Below are 17,052 nucleotides of genomic sequence, written 5' to 3'. Positions count from 1 at the left end.
AGCAGCCTTCTGATTGAGAGAGCGTTATGACTCAGAATATCAAACCGACCCATTTCCGCAGCGAAGGTGATGTCAACACGACACCAGCGCGCCAAGCTTGGAATGCATCGATGGACGACGAACGCACGCAAGCTTTGTTGAAGCGTGATTCGGAGGTCTTTCTTCATCAAGCCATGTCAACGCCTTGCTTAGATACCTTGGAAGCAGCAGAAGGCATCTACATCCAAGACGCCACCGGCAAAAAGTACATGGACTTCCATGGCAATAACGTCCATCAGTTGGGCTACGGTCATCCGCATGTGATTAAACGTGTGCAAGAGCAAATTGCCAAACTGCCGTTTTCACCACGTCGTTTTACCAACGAGACCGCGATTGAGTGTGCCGAAAAACTTACCCAAATATGTGGCGGCGAATTGAATCGCGTGCTGTTTGCGCCGGGTGGCACATCTGCAGTGGGCATGGCACTTAAACTAGCGCGCCATATCACGGGCAACTACAAGGTGGTGTCTCTGTGGGATTCCTTCCACGGCGCATCATTGGATGCCATCTCAGTGGGCGGCGAAGCGTGTTTTCGTCAAGGAATGGGACCATTAATGGCAGGTGTTGAACGCATTCCACCAGCAGTGTCTTACCGAGGCGCTTTTCCAGTCGCGGACGGCAGCGACGTACATTACGCCGACTACCTTGAGTACGTGATTGAGAAAGAAGGTGGCGTGGGCGCGTTTATCGCAGAAGCGGTTCGCAACACGGATGTACAAGTGCCGAGCAAAGCCTACTGGAAACGCATCCGTGAAATCTGTGACAAACACAATGTCATGTTGATCATCGACGACATCCCTAACGGCATGGGTCGCAGCGGTGAATGGTTTACCTACCAAGCCTATGACATCGAGCCAGATATGCTGTGCATCGGTAAAGGTTTGGGCGGAGGCTTAGTGCCTATCGCAGCCATGGTGACCAAAGACAAATACAACACTGCTGAGCAAATCTCCATGGGTCATTACACTCATGAGAAAAGCCCTATCGGTTGTGCTGCAGCATTGGCAACCATGGAAGCCATTGAGCAAGACGGCTTGCTAGATAAAGCCAAAGCCGACAGCCAGTTCATGCGTGAAAAGCTGCTAGAGATGAAAGCCAAGTACCCAGTGATTGGCGATGTGCGTGGCATCGGCATGTTGTGGGGTATTGAGTTGGTCACTGACCAAGAGAGCAAATCGCGCGCGTATGACGAAGCGGAAGCTGTGCTATACCAGTGCCTCAACAATGGCGTGAGCTTCAAGGTATCGCAAGGCAATGTGATTCAACTCAGCCCACCGCTGATCATCACCCGCGAACAACTGACAGAAGCGTTGGCGATCTTCGAAGAAGCGATCGCCAAAGTGTGTAAAGACTTTAACTACTTCTAACCTCAACAAAAACCAATTTACCCAGAGCGCGGTTCCAACGTGTAGGCAAGCGCTCTGGCAAGCAAGAAAAAGGATTGAACATGAGCAACTCACCAATTCAAGCAGTTATCTTTGACTGGGCTGGCACTATCGTCGATTTCGGCTCTTTCGCGCCAACCAGCATCTTTGTGGAAGCGTTCAAGCAGGGATTTGATTTCGAAATCGACCTTGAAGAAGCACGTGAACCAATGGGGCTTGGTAAGTGGGATCACATCCAAGCCGTGGGTCGTATTCCTGCAGTTGATAAGCGTTGGAATGAGAAGTTTGGTCGCTCAATGAACAGCGAAGACATCGATGCAATCTACGCAGCATTTATGCCTTTGCAAAAAGCAAAAGTGGCTGACCATGCAGACCCAATCCTTAATGCGATTGAAGTTGTGAACGGTCTGAAAGACAAAGGCATCAAGATCGGTTCTTGTTCTGGTTACCCTCGCGAAGTGATGGACGTGCTGATTCCAGTGGCAGCGGATTACGGCTACAAACCGGATTACGTAGTAGCAACGGATGACCTGCCGCAAGGTGGTCGCCCAGCACCATTTATGGCACTGAAAAACGTGATTGAGCTGAATGTTACCGACGTTAATGCGTGTATCAAAGTGGATGACGCAGCCCCAGGCATCGATGAAGGTCATAACGCCGGTATGTGGACTGTTGGTTTGCTGCTTTCTGGTAATGAAGCTGGTCTGACGTTTGAAGAATACCAAGCTGCGGACGAAGCAACGCTTAATGCTGCTCGTGAAAAGGCGCGAGCAAAGCTGATTAAAAGCTCTCCTCACTACCTAATCGATACGATCGCTGACTTCCCAGAAGTGGTTGCTGATATCGAACGTCGCCTAGCAGCAGGTGAGCGTCCGTAATCTTCATCTTCCACCAATAAGTGAAAACAAACGCCCCTCACGTAAGGGGCGTTTTTCTTTTTGGCACTATCTTAAGCAAGTTTGGCTTATTGATGCGTACTTCCGTTAGATAGCAGCTTTCTTGTCGGCTCTTGCTCGGTGTATTCGACCGCATCGTGATCCGCGAGCTTATCGACTTCCGCCTGTTCACCCACCACAACCAACACGTGTTGTTTCACCAGAGCGTCGACCACTTCAATGTTGTGCTGACGAAGAAGCGCTCTCACTTCGCTCTCTTTTCCTTCATGATACTTAACAAAGTAACGTGCAGGTTGCTGCTCGGCTTGATCTTGGCGTTCATCCACGAGAGGAAATCCTTGATTGTTTGCCAAGCTGCTTGAGCTCAGTCCGATTGCCAATAGTGCGGTAGCGCCTACCGCAGGCAAAGAAAGTAAGGTCAACTTCTTCATAGTCACTCCTTATTGAAAGGTCAGAGTCCAACTGTTGATGGTGCCTGTGTCTCTTCTGGCATTGTCCACCGCTTTAAGTTCCCATGTGCCTTGTGATTCAAAACCAGAGAAGTCCGCTTGGAAACTGGTTTTAATGTCGTTCGCACCACCACCCGCATTGTCGTGCAGTACTACTTGACCACCGTCAGGTGACGTTAGCGTGACACGAAGATCGCCAATGTAGGTGTGAGTGATATCCAAGTCGATAGTCACTGAGCCTGCATCGCCAGAGCGAGCTACATCTAATGGGCTTACAATACCTGCAGAGCTGTTGTCAGGAATTGCTACTGCATTCGAGTTGGTGTAGCTAGAAGGTGCAGAACCGCCACCTGATGAATCGCCCGAGCCGTTATGCGTTGCAACAAGAGAAACACCAGAGTACGCGCTGTAGCCGTAAACTAATACTTCATATTGCCCTGCGCCAGATACGTTCAAGCTACAGCTTTCGCCATTACCGCCCGCCCATGAACGACAGTCGTAAGTGCTGGTGCTTGGTGTGCCGTTAAAGCGCACGTAAAGGTCAGCATCACCAGAACCACCACTCATGTTGAATGTCGCTTGCGTTGCATCCGCTGGGACGTCAAACACGAATACTGTGCTTGATTTGCTGCCGCCAGAAAGCTGCGTTTTCGCCACGCCATTTTCTAGAACGTTGTCGCTGCCAGAGCCGCCGCCATCCGGACCATTACAGCCAGCGTCTAGGTATTGTTTCGCGGCTTCAGCATTCACAAGACCATGACCAGTACGATTATCACGACCTGTTACATCGATATCCGTTGCTGTCTTGATCAGTGCGTTACGTACTTGTGCTGCGGTACAGGTTGGATGGTAACTCCAAACCAAACCTGCAACACCGGTTACGTGCGGCGTCGCCATCGAAGTACCGTTGTAGTACTCGTAGTCTTCACCCTTGGTGGTCGATACCGTGATGTCTTGACCAACGTAGCCCAACAGCTCCTGACCGAAGGCACGATCAACGGTTACTGACACAATACGCGCCGCGTTGTTTTGATCGACAAGGAAAGGATTCTGCAAACCCGGAAGCTCAGAGTTACTGTACACAATCGCCGCACTTGCGCCTGCGTTGTAACACGCTTGAACAGCATCGATTTCTGGGTAGCTGCCTGATGATTGGTTGCCCACACGCTCGGTCAAACAGATCTTGCCCGACATATCACCACAGCTGAAGCTGCTACCAGATACGTCACAACTTGCCAGTGTCGCCGTGATAGAACCTGCTACTGGATCAGGACCGTAACTGCCACCCGATTGGATCAAGCGGTTGTGAGGAACGATGCCACGATCGAACTGGCTAACACCGTTCAAGCGAATGTCTGAAAGCTTACCCTCGCCCACGGTCACCGTAGACAGAATCGCGACACCCGGACCTGCAATTTCAACTTGGTCTGTCGCTTGAGAGAACGCCGCGTGATCACGCTTATCATCCACCGCCGCAACGGACATAACTGAGTCGTAAGACGCTGGGTAGCTGTGCGCAGTATTACCATCGTTACCCGCAGCAGCAATCAGCAGTACGCCTTGGTCGTAAATGGTTTGCAACGCGTTTTTCTCCGTCACACTCGATTGGCTACCACCAAGACTCATGTTGACCACGTTCGCGCCGTTGTCAGCACAAGTTTGTACCGCTTTCACCAAGCTAGATGAGTAACCCCAACCCGCTTCATTGAACACCTTAACGATATGCAAATTCACATTTTGGTTTGGCATAACGCCTTTGATGCCTTCCGTGTTGGCAATCGCAGCAATCGTACCCGCTACGTGTGTACCGTGGGCGTTGTTATTTCCCGGAACACTCCAAGAGCCTGTACCGCTATCGTTTGTACCCGACACTCGGTTACCACTCAGATCGTTGTGCGCCAAATCGTAACCCGAGTCGATGATACACACGGTGCGATTACCTGCATTTGAGTCATCCAGAAGCTGAGCGTTAACCGCCTCGTAGCCCCATGGGATAGTCTCGCTTAACAGATAACGCGGAGGGTCAATTTCAACGTATTCCACATCACTTCGGTTACGTAATTGCCCCAGCTCTGAGTCTTCCATCTCCACACTATAGATCGCGCGGTTTCCTAGCTTTTCCACTTTACGCGCTTTGAGCTGATCTAAAACCGACTCTTGCGCGATGCGTGGACCCCAGAATGAGTTCCCACCCAATGCTGAAGGACTGGACGTATCTTCTTTAAATTTGACGATGTATTTGGTCGGCAAGTTAGATTCGTCGAACCCCGTTAAAGGAGCCGCATGCGCTGACATCGAAAATGTCAGTGCTACTGCAACGGCAGACAATGAAAACAAGCCATTTAATTTAGTTGTTGTGTGATGCATTTGCTCTATTCCTTTTTGAGCTGATTTTTATTCACTTTATGCTCATGAAAAATCATTCACCTATCATTAACATGAGCTACTCAGCTATAGAATATCGCTTAAAAATGCCAAACAATTTGTTTCATGAACATACAACAATGAACAAAAGATCATCTAAACAACAGATTTAGTTAACATCAAAAAATGCCACTAAAACCTTATAAAGCAATTGCTTATTAACACCAAAAATGCATGTTAAGGTAATGTTAGTGAGTAATTATTCTAGATTTTATAAATTGCCACTATTTACCAAATATATTGAAATTCGATTACGGTACCAAAATTGACAAAATGAATAATTAGATGTTTGACTAATTAGTTCTTTTACTCAAAATGGGGTAGTAGATGAGATATATTCTCACTTAAATCATGACGATAATCATTACAGAAGAGTCAATCATGAAAAAAACAATCACCTTATTAAGTGCATTACTTCCTTTCGCTACTGCCCATGCTGCAGAACCTTCTTTGTCCCCAGAAATGGTCACCGCTGCGCAAGTGGCTAGTGCTCAAGGCCACCAAACGTATACTTATGTTCGTTGTTGGTACCGAACAAGTTATTCACTTGACGAGCCCGCGACCGATTGGGAGTGGGCAGAAAATCCAGACGGCAGTTACTTCACGCTTGATGGCTACTGGTGGAGTTCGGTTTCTTTCAAGAACATGTTCTACACAGACACACCGCAAAGTGTCATCAAGCAACGTTGTGAGCAAACTCTTGACCTAGCAAATGAAAATGCTGACATCACCTTCTTTGCAGCAGATAACCGGTTCTCATACAACCACACTATCTGGAGCAACGATCCTGTAATGCAACCAGATCAAATCAACAAAGTGGTTGCGTTGGGTGACAGTTTGTCGGATACAGGCAATATCTTTAATGCTTCACAATGGCGCTTCCCAAACCCGAATAGCTGGTTCTTGGGACACTTCTCAAACGGTTTCGTGTGGACGGAATACATTGCTAAAGCGAAGAACTTACCGCTATACAACTGGGCGGTTGGTGGTGCTGCTGGTGAAAACCAATACATCGCACTGACTGGTGTGGGTGAGCAGGTTTCCTCTTATTTGGCGTATGCGAAACTGGCAAAAAACTACAAGCCAGCCAATACCCTGTTTACGCTTGAGTTTGGTTTGAATGACTTCATGAACTACAACCGCAGCGTACCAGAAGTGAAATCAGACTACGCGGAAGCCTTAATCAAACTGACCGATGCTGGTGCGAAGAACTTATTGTTGATGACACTACCAGACGCCACTCGTGCGCCACAGTTTACGTACTCAACTCAAGAAGAAATCGACAAGATCCGTGCGAAGATCGTGGAAATGAACGAGTTCATCAAAGCGCAAGCGGCGTACTACACAGCGCAAGGCTACAACATCACTCTGTATGATACCCATGCCCTGTTTGAAAGCTTAACAGCGAACCCAGAGCAACACGGCTTCGTTAATGCGAGCCAAGCTTGCCAAGACATCAACCGCTCTTCATCGGTGGATTACCTATACCATCATGCATTGCGTTCTGAGTGTGCGTCTTCTGGCTCTGATAAGTTTGTGTTCTGGGACGTAACACACCCGACCACAGCAACACACCACTACGTGGCAGAAAAAATGCTAGAAAGTACGAATCAATTGTCAAACCATCCTTTCTAAGCTAACGAAACTCATAGAACCTCTCTGTAGTCGAGAGGTTCTAATTGCCTTATTCCCATTCATAAGCCAGAGATTGTATTCGTCGTTCGAACTCGATAAGTTGAAAGAAAACTCTGAGGTCAACGTCATGCTCGAACAGCCTTTAACTCAACGCGCTCTTGAAATCATTCGCTCGAAATCTGTTGGAGCACCTCAATCACATCCATTTTCGGTCACAATTAACTTCCATCCCGATCGTTTGACCTCTCAAGGCATACCTCTTCTCAAAGCAATTGCGCAAGACGGAAAGCTCAAATCTCAGTTTGAAACCGGTACAAGCAATGGCGGATTAACAGCTTATAAAGGCGGAGAGCGTTGGCGTTGGGAGCAACGCGTGTTTGATGGTGTGTACGACAATAGCCAACCAAATCAACGCCCAAAGTATGGCGCGTTAAACTTCTCAGGTTCAGAAGTTGGCGCTTCACCAAGATTTGGGGCGAGCTACTTCTTATTGAAACCAGAGATCACTAAGCGAGCGACATTTTGTTATCCAGATAGCTTCTTCGAGCCAGAGCACTTCGCCACCATTGAACGTGTTCAACCCTTGTTGGATGAGTTAAACGCACAAGCGCCAGACAGATTGGATGCCTATATCGAAACTCAAATCCACGGCGATTTGCGCTTGGAGGAAGATATTCGAGCCTTGGTGCTCGATCCTTCATTTAAAGGCACAGAGGTAGAAGATTACGCTCGCGAGTTACCAGTTGAAATTCGTTGGCACAGTGGCTTTTGTGTCTCAATAGAAGACATCAATCTTTATCCAGACTACCGAGGACAAACCATTTTAGACATCGCAAATCTGGTTGCAGAAAATGGCATGCTAACACCACGCATTATTGGTGAAGCGGTAAAAGCAAAAGCGTTTGACGAGCAAGATTTGAAGAAAGTGTGGCACTACTTAGCGCGATTTGGGTTTGATTATCGATAAGCTAACGATTAAAAGCCACCAGCCCAGCTATCGAATTCATCAATCACATCTAGCTCTTTTTGAGTTCGAGGGCGAGGATAATAAGGTAGAGCAAGTAGCTTTTCTGACGGCATTAGCAGCCAATCTGGTGACATCTTCATACGCACCAATTCTTGCTCCCCTTCACGACGCACAAACATATAATAACCATCAACGTGAGTATTGGCATAACTTGCGATTTGAACGATTTCTCCACTTGGCAGCTTTACTTTGCGTCCCAAAGGATAGAGACGATGCAACGCAAAACTCACGTGCGCATCTTCAAGATAGCCCTTTTTGAATCGAGAGATGCCAATCGCAGTCGAGGTTGTTCGATGAGACCAACCCGCCAACATCAACCCTTTGAGAGAATCTTTGAATGGCTGCCCTTTTGGCTCACCTTCATTGGAGATGAATTGCACCGTTAACGTGTCACCTTGCTCATCTAAAATTTGCAAAAATTGTTCACCAGTTTTATCTGCCAATAATTTCACGCTACTGCTCCGCCAAAAGGTTTGTGAATGGAATACTATAAAGCCACCATCGCAAAGTTCAAGCTCATCGTTTCGATCCACTTTCTGATGACTTGTACCCTCTTAACTAGAATGTAAATCGACAGCTTTTATAAATTATGTCAATGTATTGGTCTACTTAGACAATGCTAGCAAGGATTCAGTTTGTTTAGACTTTTGCAAATTGTGGCGCTGATTAACATCATCGCTGTTGCAGTTGTTTTTGGGCTATCTCACTACATACCTCAATTTCAATCCACCCATTTAAGTGATTTTCTATTCTTCGTCCTTGTAGTTATTTGGGCACTAGCGAAGTTTACTTGGGAAGGAGGCATGTACTCCCGCCATTCGGAATTCGATGATGAGTTCACTGATAAAGTACATTCAATGGTCGATAAACAGCATTTAACGACAGACTTAAACAAAAACTATCAGCTTGGATTTATCTTTTTTATCGCAGGTTTACCGTCCCTTTTCATTAACCTTGCAATGATGATTTGGTAGCTTTATCAAAGTAGAACCTAAATCAGCAGCATTTAAGATAACGGTGTATTCAGCAAACGGCTCCTTCTTACACTAAACCTTTTAGTTTAGCTAACCCATATGCTGCGATGGTGACGCAGTCTTTGATTTCACCATCTATCATCATTTGCTCGAACGCTTCAACTGAGAACGAGCGAGTGATCAAGTCTTCTTCTTCACTGTCTAGCTGATTGCCCACTTCAGACAGCTCACTAGCGAAATAAACATGGCAAGTCTGGTTTAAGAATCCATAAGCGATGAACTGCGCACCAACGTACTCCATCTTATTGGCCTGCATACCCGTCTCTTCTCGAAGCTCACCTTTTGCTAAATCAAGATGATCAGCATCTGGATTTGATTCCCAAGCACCTTGTGGGATTTCCCAACAACGTTGCCCTACGGTGTAACGAAACTGCTGTACTAAGTGAATCACGCCGTTATCGATAGCCAGAATCGCTGCACAGTCTGGCTTGTCGACCACACCGTAAATGCCTTCGGCCCCGCTAGGACGTTGGATCTTATCTTCACGTACCGTCATCCATTTGTTTTGATACACCACTTTGCTATCGAGCTGCTTGATGTCTGCCATGAGAGTCCTTACTGCTTGATTCTTCGAAATTAGTTATTGGATTAGAAGCCATTCTAACGCTGTTTGCGTGTCAGTTTGTAGACGGTTTTCAAATTCAACGCGCTTATTGGCATTCAATATATCCCATCAAAACAATCATTCATCGCAATGATTACGATGGCGCGAAATGGCAAGTTTTCAGTTCGAGGAACTCATATAGTTAACCCATCGACGCAAGGCATGGCTTTGCAAACTTGTTCATTATTGATTGAGGGTTCTTATGAGCGCATCGGATAAAGTCTACGGTTTCAACACTCCACAACGTCTGTTTGTTGGTTATACCTTGGCGGTATTGGTAGACCTTACGGTACTGAACTTCTATGACGAATATTGGGATTTCGTAACTATTGATTCATTTACGATTTCTTTCGCCGCGGCATTGCTACTTCAGTTGCTCTTGAAGTTGTCTATCAAAGCGGAACACAAAATCGCAGAGTACTTTAAATCGAAGCCGGGTACGGCACCTAAGATTTACCGTGGTATCTCGACTTACGTTATCTTGGTCGGTTCGAAGTTCGTGATGCTAGAAGCCATTAACATTCTGTTTGGTGACAAGGTTGACTTTAGTGGTCCTTGGAACGGTGTCGTCGCCTTCTTTGCGGTGGTGTTTACTATCCTGATTTCAGAAGTCATCGTCGGTAAGATTTACTTCAAACTTGGCGAGAAAGAACAACAAGCCCAACGTGAATTGGCGGAAAACAACGCTAGATAATAAGCAAGACCGATGAATACAAAACAGCATCGATAAAAACAAAAAGCGCTGAGAAATCAGCGCTTTTTTCGTTTATTTGTTTACTTAAGCTTAAGCGATGAGGATGTTCTTAAGCTCGTTCAATGATTCCACCGTGTAACTTGGTGCAATACGCTCATCCACACTCGCACCTGTGGTGTTCAACCAACACGTTTCAATACCGAAGTTGTTGCCGCCCAAGATATCAGAGTGCAGGTTATCGCCCACCATCAATACGCGCGTCTTACATGGGTTGCCCATTTGCGTCATCGCGTACTCAAAAATGCCTAGATCCGGCTTGGCAATACCGACTTGTTCAGAAATCACCACGTGCTCGAAGTAATCGCTCATACCTGTGCGTTCTAGACGAATCGCTTGCAGCTCGGTAAAGCCATTGGTGATGATGCCCATTTTGGCTTTACCTTGCAGCGCTTCCATCAGTTCTTTCGCACCCGGCAACAAAGTACAGATGTCTGCCATCGCTTCTAAGAATGCTGTGTTGAGATCCGCCGTTGTGGTATTGAGCTTTTCTGCCCACTCAGTAAAGCGTTTGTGCTTGAGCTCATCTGCTGTCACTTTACCATCTTGGTAATCTACCCAAAGTGGCTTGTTGACCGTTTGGTAGTGGGCAAAATCTTGCTCGGTGAAGTCTACGCCTTTGCGAGAAAACATCAGCTGCAAACCTTTGAAGGCATCAAAGTGAAACAAGGTTTCGTCAGCATCAAACAAGATCCAATCGTATTTCATTTTCTTCTTTCCAATATCCAGGTCGTTTTCTGCCACATAGTCTAATTGTTTTCTTCTTTAAGATAATCTCTATAATTGGAAAATGATTGTATCGTTTTTCTCAACAATATGACTAATAATAGATAACCCCAATAACCTAGGAGCACACCGTGAATGCCATTGCGTCACTGCCAGTATTTGTCGCCGTCGTAGAATGCGGCAGCTTTTCCCTTGCAGCCAAGCAGTTGAACCTCACCAAATCGGCGATCAGCAAACGCATTAATCAACTCGAAGATGACCTCGGTATTCGCTTGCTTAATCGCACTACAAGAAAGCTCAGCTTAACCGAAGCAGGACGTCGATACTTCGAGTACGCTTCACAAGCAGTGAACCTTGCTCAGCAAGGTGTGGATGCCGTTTCTGAGTTGCAAGGCTCACCCCAAGGTCGGCTCAAAATCACTGCACCGATGTCTTTCGGCGTGTTGCACGTTGCACCACTTATCAGCGAATTTCTTGCACGGTACCCGAAAATTGAAGTCGATTTACAACTTGAAGACGCCATGGTGGATTTGGTCGAACAAGGATTTGATTTGGGGATTCGCATTGGTGAACTTGCGACTTCTAACCTTGTCGCTAAGCGCCTTGCTCCGTGTAAAAGCGTACTGTGCGCTTCTCCCGAATACCTAAAAGAATTTGGCGTGCCAACCAAACCAAGCGATTTGGTCACACACAACTGTTTGCGTTATTCGTATTTCCGAGGCGGTGTCGAGTGGATGTTCATCAACAGCGGTAACGAATACAAAGTTCTGCCGAAGGGTAACTTTGTGGTCAACAACAGTGAAGCGATTCGCCAATTGCTATTAAGAGGCTCAGGTATTGCGCAGTTACCGACCTTTATTGCAGCCAAAGACTTTGCAGCAGGCAACTTAAAACCACTTATGGAAGAGTTCTCTCTTCCTGAGCATGCCATCTATGCGGTGTTTCCAGAGCGTAAGCACATGCCATTGAAAGTACGTGTGTTCATCGACTTCATCAGCGAAAAGCTTGGCACTGATACACCGTACTGGGATCGCTACTAATAGGTGCTGGTACTTGATCTCGTTTAACGCAATCATATTTAGTTAATCTAATGTTTCATTTTTAACAAGTGCGTAACCATCACTAGAGCGCTAACTTAAGTAGCACGTTAACCACACCGGAGTGTGAAGCTATGAAAGTACTGATTCAATATACCCAAGCGGGTAAATATCGTGACCAAGCGTGGGAATCACTGACGCTAAAAGCAAAAGGCGATATGCAAGCCGTGACGCCTTCTTATGCCGCTCAGCTTATAGAGCAAAACAAAGCGACGCTTGTAATGAACGAAGAGGAACAAGTGATCTTCCATTCTTGAATAAAAAGAGCCCTTTCTCTAGGGCTCGCTGATAGATTGATTTACTCTCGGGGAAATGGGTGAACATCGTGAACTGAAGTTAGCGTTATTTTTTGACTACTAAGTATAGGCTCCAGGCTAGCATCGCAATAATGCCTGTTGGGTACGTAATGAAAAGTAGCCAAGGTAAAGCTTCTGAGCCTCCCCTTACAAACGGCAAAACCTTTTTTACAACACCATCAATAAACAGAGGAACTAGAATTGGTGCTTGCATCAAGAAGTAAATTTGTAGGTAAACCAGATAGCTCTTGAACCAGTTAGTCTGATTAAAATGCCCATAACCGGCCATCACCAACAAACTTATCCAGACCAAAATGTTAACCCTCGGGCTAAGAAGCATCTCGAACATAATATCTAGCGGTGTTTTCATTCCCTTCTTCCAACGCGGTTAGGTCATCTTTAACTTATGCATGCATTTGAGTAGTGAAATTCTGACATTTCTGCAAGATATTATCTGCGCTTGGCGTTCAAGTTTTAAGCCTAAAAGCACCACATGGCAAATAGAAAGGCCTGCTATGACGCAGGCCTTCGATTTAGCTACATTTTTTCAAATTACTCAAAATCACTCGCAGATGGCAAACGATCTAATTTTTCGTAGTACTCACCTGCCACCGAGCCGATGTCGCCATTTAGGTAAGCTTGAATAAGGGTTAGGTCTTTAATCCATAACTCTTTATCTGAATCTGATGCGCTAGCGTAGCCTGCGTAAACATTATCTACCGCAAACATCATGCTACTTGTGTAGTCGTTGAAGATAAGGATCATCGCATCCGAATACGCGGCATAAACTTTAGCTTCATCGTGCGCTTTACCACCTTTAAAGCTCATCGTCGATGCGGCTTCATCGTACACCAAATCACCTGATGCCATATTCGTCGCTACAAAGTTGGCGAATGATTCGTTAATTTGACCAACATTAGCAGCAATATCCTTGTCAATGGTCGCTTTCATGGCATTGACCATAGGGGCGTCTAGAAGCAATACCGCATCATGATAAGCAGACTTAATATCGGTTCGGAACGTTCCCCAAGCAGTATCAATGCTTGTAGCAATACTACTCAACTGACTCGCATCGTAGTTATCAAGGTAAGTTTTTAGATCGTAACCTTCTGATGTTACTAACTGGTTCGCATAATCGTAAGCCAGTTTGTTTGCTTTGGTCGCAACAAACTTCTTCCCGTCAATTACAAATTCAACTTTATCACCAGCAATGATCCCGTAGCGATCTTGCTGCTTGGTAAAGGTGTCAAATTGAGCTTTACCACGAGACTTCACTTTGTAGTCATTAGATTGCATTTGACGCACACCCATATTTAGGAGCACGTCTCCAATACGCTCACGACTACGGCTATCAATGCCTAAGAAGCCTGCAATACCTCTCGGCATTGGCGGTAACGATTCCATCTGCTCGGTAAGATGAAGATTGACTTTAACACCATTCAGTTGAGTGTATGCGTTACCATTTTTGTCCACCAATTCAATTGGAGTATTCAACGCATCACCAGCTACAATGTTGTTCATGATGTCTTCGTACTCAGCTTGTACTCCTGGGATATCAAGCAATGATGCAAAGCTAACCTCATCGGTGTAACGGTTAGAGAAGCGACGAGCAAGGAAGTAACTCGCAAGTGCTTTGTCAGGCCAATTACCCAATACAGAGACAGCGTTTGACCATGGGTAATCAGGGTCAAAACTACCAATTGAGTTTAGGAAGCGACCATTTTTCGTTTCAGCTACTGCTGCATAACCAGCTTCTGCGTCTGCAAAAAATCTTGCAGATAACTCATCAAAACAAGACGCGCTTTGCAGATCATAATCAGCCGGAATTAGGTGCGAATTGTTATCTAACAATTGACCAAACGAAATAACTTTTTGACTACCAGCTTCGTTCTCAATCACGCACTGGTGTTCAGGAGTGCGTAATACATCCAAGAAGAATGCCGCTGATTTTTTCGCGCCGTATGTATAGTCACAGAACCATGAATTGTCTGCTTTGCCTTCGCTACAGTATTGTGGGTTTGATGCTATACGTAGTAAGAAATCACCTGGTTTATCCGTGTTAGCGGCATAACCTAGGTTGGTGTACAGATTGTCAATACGCTCAAGATCTTCCATCTTGTCACGAATTGAGCTCATCTCCATATAGCGACGAACTAGGTAGCTCGGATAATCTGCAGAATAAAGGCCATTTGTTCCGTACAACGCTAGATTGCGACGGTCATAGCTATCGATGTAGTTCTGCCATTCATAAGAAACAATTTCTTCTAGATTCGTACCTTCATCAAAACGGTTACAGTCACTGTTTAATGACACGTTACCATCAGTACAGAAGTCGTAAGATTTACGTTCGATTTCGTTAACCTTATCTAGATAGTACAGTACGCCATAACGAGTTTTCTCACTCTGTACTGCATTATCTGAAAGCGCAGCAGTATCAAAGCGACTAAAATCACAGTTATATAGCGACTTGCCAGCCTGATCTCCTGACAGTTGTTTCACTTCCGAACAAACCATCAAAGATTCATTTGATGCATTGCTGCCAAACTTGTACGCAAAGCTATCTTCGTATGCTTGCTTGTCTGCTAGGTAGCGATTGTAGGCAGCTTTCTCTTCATCTGTTGCGTTGTCTGCAGGCTTCACAACTGGTGCAGGAGCCGCACCTGAAGAATCTTGAATAGTCTCAACCTTTCGACCGTACGCAAACTTAAACGCCGCGATATCATATAGACCCCATGTTGGTGTTTCATCCAACATGCTTGGCGCGTAGTCCATGGTTGAGCTATACGCCGGAATATTGTTTAAGCCCAGTTGATGCGCCTGCTCTAGCGTGTAGTAATTCGCCTTGTCATTTGACCCTTTGAAGTTATGACGCAAACCCATGTTGTGCCCAAGTTCATGCACTAGCGTGTTACTGTAGGTCGCTACGGTAATTGCATTGGCAGCTTCGACTTGCAAATCTTTTGGCAGGTACTTCCATCGTTTCAGATCACGAGAAACTTCGTTACCTGCATCGTCGCGTTTGATATCAAAGTAGCGTTCATCATCCAGCTTCAGGTTATCCAACATAGCCTTGTTGGTAGAAGAGACCCAAGACGCTTCAATTGGATAAACATTGTTTTCAGCCCAGAAAGATAAGCGATTCTCCTCAGCCTTAACAACATCTTCAAAATCCATGTTGTCATCAAAGCTTTCCAGAAGTTGTGTTGGGTTCTTAGTTGTTGCAGATGCCGCTACCACTTCGTCTTTAGATACCAAAGGCACATTGATATTTTCATTGGCTTTCAGCTTAGCCATCGCTGCCATGGTCGAAAGCGCTTCAATTCTTTTTGTTACTTCAGTTGTTACGCCTTGATCTTCAGTTGGCAGTGGAGCTAAGCCATCCAGATTAAGTTGGTTGCGGTTATAGAAGCGCGCTAAGTTATCCCAGTAGAAAGGTACACCAGTTCGAGCAACACCAGCGTATTGGTTTACGTGCGCCTTAATGATTTCACCCGTCATCGGATTAGAAACTGAAGGACCATAACCTAACAAACCATTTGCTAAAGGCTCATCAATCAGATTGATAACGTTGTAGCGTAAGTCACCAGGATGAACTCCTTCAGGTTTTGTTTTATTAACAATCTCTATTTCTGGTTTTCCTGCGTCAGCACCAAACACATTCAGCGCTTTGTTCATCTTGTCTATTGATTGAAGTGTCGCATCCAAAAATAGTTTGTTTTTCTCTTCGAAAAAGTTATCGGTCAAATAGTACTTGATCGAGTCTTGATCTGGGTTGAATCGATTTAGGTAAACGACATCACGATCATACTTGTTGGTTACTGGATTTAACTGCTTAGTCGACGTAGTGAAAAAGCCAATATCATTCTCATCACCTACAGGGTACAAGATAGGTTGGTAACCCTCTGTAGCAACCTCACTCTCATGAACTAGCGAGTAATAGAAGCGAGATTTAAACGCTCCGTCAACCAGTGCTTCCTCTAGGCTCGCTTTAGTAGCAAAGTTGATGTACTGGGAGATTTTATCCAGGTCAATACGGAACGTACGCTCCAACTCAAAGTTGAGCACACCGTTTTTAGGATCAAAATCCCATGAGATTAGTCTTGGTGTACCTTGTTCAGAGATGCCATCGGTAACGCCGTATAGATCTTCCATGTTGAACTCTGAAATCTCTAGATCTTCAGGCTTTGGCGTAAAGTGGGTTTTCTGCTTGTAGTTTAAGCTAGCATCATCATTCGTTTCTTCTTTGTTAGTACAATCACCGTAAGAATCTTCCTGACAACGATAAGCAGCAAAGTCACCTGGAATGGTTAACACCTGCGCAAAGTTAACATCATCATCATCTGCGACGAATTTCTCTTCACCACAATAGTTATTCTCATCTTTTGTTAGATGAGCATCTGGGTAGTTTTTGTCATAGCTGCGAACTTCCAAGCCTTCTTTTGTGAAACACAGCTCAACATAGCGCGGTGAACCTTGAAGAAAAGGGAACTGATTTAACGCAAACCGAGGCGCTGCACCTGTAGTAGGCACATAGAACCATCGACCGTCCTTCAAGTCTTTAACCGCAACCTCTTTTGCATCTCTTTCAACATAATCATAAGCCTGATCGTCTGCACCACAGCCTGCAAGTGCTGCCGTAATTGCTGACACCAGTGTCAACTTCTTAAACATTATTCTGATATCCTTAAT

15 protein-coding genes are annotated in these 17,052 nt (G+C 45.5%); 8 read left to right on the top strand and 7 right to left on the bottom strand.

Going from position 1 to position 17,052, the window contains the following annotated elements:
• Positions 1-26 precede the first annotated feature (26 nt).
• Both KIV41_RS19560 and phnX read left to right on the top strand, forming a co-directional pair.
• On the top strand, positions 27-1,406 hold the full coding sequence (locus tag KIV41_RS19560) for an aspartate aminotransferase family protein (protein ID WP_285337527.1): 1,380 nt from the start codon (positions 27-29) through the stop codon (positions 1,404-1,406).
• Positions 1,407-1,486: 80 nt separating this feature from the next.
• Positions 1,487-2,302, top strand: coding sequence for a phosphonoacetaldehyde hydrolase (gene phnX, locus KIV41_RS19555; RefSeq protein WP_285337526.1), 816 nt, complete (start codon positions 1,487-1,489; stop codon positions 2,300-2,302).
• An 86-nt stretch (positions 2,303-2,388) separates the two neighbouring features.
• On the opposite strand, the gene KIV41_RS19550 is transcribed toward phnX, so the two are convergent.
• Both KIV41_RS19550 and KIV41_RS19545 read right to left on the bottom strand, forming a co-directional pair.
• The gene (locus tag KIV41_RS19550; protein WP_252043155.1) at positions 2,389-2,751 is read right to left on the bottom strand and encodes an ATPase; all 363 of its coding nucleotides are present in this window, start codon (positions 2,749-2,751) and stop codon (positions 2,389-2,391) included.
• A 9-nt stretch (positions 2,752-2,760) separates the two neighbouring features.
• Complete coding sequence (locus tag KIV41_RS19545) at positions 2,761-5,136, bottom strand: S8 family serine peptidase (RefSeq protein ID WP_285337525.1); 2,376 nt, start codon at positions 5,134-5,136, stop codon at positions 2,761-2,763.
• A 435-nt stretch (positions 5,137-5,571) separates the two neighbouring features.
• Here KIV41_RS19545 and KIV41_RS19540 point away from each other — a divergent pair, with 435 nt between their 5' ends.
• Complete coding sequence (locus tag KIV41_RS19540) at positions 5,572-6,828, top strand: SGNH/GDSL hydrolase family protein (protein WP_285337573.1); 1,257 nt, start codon at positions 5,572-5,574, stop codon at positions 6,826-6,828.
• A gap of 127 nt (positions 6,829-6,955) precedes the next feature.
• On the top strand, positions 6,956-7,795 hold the full coding sequence (locus tag KIV41_RS19535; protein ID WP_285337524.1) for a DUF3626 domain-containing protein: 840 nt from the start codon (positions 6,956-6,958) through the stop codon (positions 7,793-7,795).
• An 8-nt stretch (positions 7,796-7,803) separates the two neighbouring features.
• On the opposite strand, the gene KIV41_RS19530 is transcribed toward KIV41_RS19535, so the two are convergent.
• The gene (locus KIV41_RS19530) at positions 7,804-8,307 is read right to left on the bottom strand and encodes a hypothetical protein (RefSeq protein WP_017188559.1); all 504 of its coding nucleotides are present in this window, start codon (positions 8,305-8,307) and stop codon (positions 7,804-7,806) included.
• A gap of 183 nt (positions 8,308-8,490) precedes the next feature.
• Here KIV41_RS19530 and KIV41_RS19525 point away from each other — a divergent pair, with 183 nt between their 5' ends.
• Entirely contained in the window at positions 8,491-8,829 is a 339-nt protein-coding gene (locus KIV41_RS19525; protein ID WP_045390831.1) for a hypothetical protein, read from the top strand.
• Positions 8,830-8,896: 67 nt separating this feature from the next.
• Here KIV41_RS19525 and KIV41_RS19520 read toward each other — a convergent pair whose 3' ends face one another.
• Positions 8,897-9,436: an NUDIX hydrolase gene (locus tag KIV41_RS19520; protein WP_045390829.1), complete on the bottom strand. Its 540-nt coding sequence runs from the start codon at positions 9,434-9,436 to the stop codon at positions 8,897-8,899.
• 259 nt (positions 9,437-9,695) lie between these two features.
• Here KIV41_RS19520 and KIV41_RS19515 point away from each other — a divergent pair, with 259 nt between their 5' ends.
• Positions 9,696-10,187, top strand: a complete 492-nt coding sequence (locus KIV41_RS19515) for a hypothetical protein (protein WP_045390826.1) — start codon at positions 9,696-9,698, stop codon at positions 10,185-10,187.
• 90 nt (positions 10,188-10,277) lie between these two features.
• On the opposite strand, the gene yjjG is transcribed toward KIV41_RS19515, so the two are convergent.
• Positions 10,278-10,952, bottom strand: a complete 675-nt coding sequence (gene yjjG, locus KIV41_RS19510; RefSeq protein WP_045390823.1) for a pyrimidine 5'-nucleotidase — start codon at positions 10,950-10,952, stop codon at positions 10,278-10,280.
• 149 nt (positions 10,953-11,101) lie between these two features.
• On the opposite strand from yjjG, the gene KIV41_RS19505 reads away from it, so the two are divergent.
• Together KIV41_RS19505 and KIV41_RS19500 are read left to right on the top strand one after the other, a co-directional pair.
• Positions 11,102-12,010 carry a LysR family transcriptional regulator gene (locus KIV41_RS19505; RefSeq protein ID WP_009696888.1) on the top strand — a complete coding sequence of 303 codons (909 nt, stop codon included), beginning with the start codon at positions 11,102-11,104 and terminating at the stop codon, positions 12,008-12,010.
• 131 nt (positions 12,011-12,141) lie between these two features.
• Positions 12,142-12,324, top strand: coding sequence for a hypothetical protein (locus KIV41_RS19500; protein WP_010450732.1), 183 nt, complete (start codon positions 12,142-12,144; stop codon positions 12,322-12,324).
• A gap of 85 nt (positions 12,325-12,409) precedes the next feature.
• Here the strand turns inward: KIV41_RS19500 and KIV41_RS19495 are convergent, their stop codons facing one another.
• Together KIV41_RS19495 and KIV41_RS19490 are read right to left on the bottom strand one after the other, a co-directional pair.
• A complete protein-coding gene (locus KIV41_RS19495; protein ID WP_252043163.1) occupies positions 12,410-12,733 on the bottom strand; it encodes a hypothetical protein in 324 nt (107 codons plus the stop codon).
• 182 nt (positions 12,734-12,915) lie between these two features.
• Entirely contained in the window at positions 12,916-17,034 is a 4,119-nt protein-coding gene (locus KIV41_RS19490; RefSeq protein ID WP_285337523.1) for a M66 family metalloprotease, read from the bottom strand.
• Between the last annotated feature and the right edge of the window lie 18 nt (positions 17,035-17,052).

The sequence above is a fragment of the Vibrio sp. D401a genome (assembly GCF_030248515.1).
GTDB lineage: Bacteria > Pseudomonadota > Gammaproteobacteria > Enterobacterales > Vibrionaceae > Vibrio > Vibrio rotiferianus.
The sequence above is the reverse complement of the archived record's forward strand: the minus strand, read 5'-3'. Positions and strand labels throughout refer to the sequence as shown.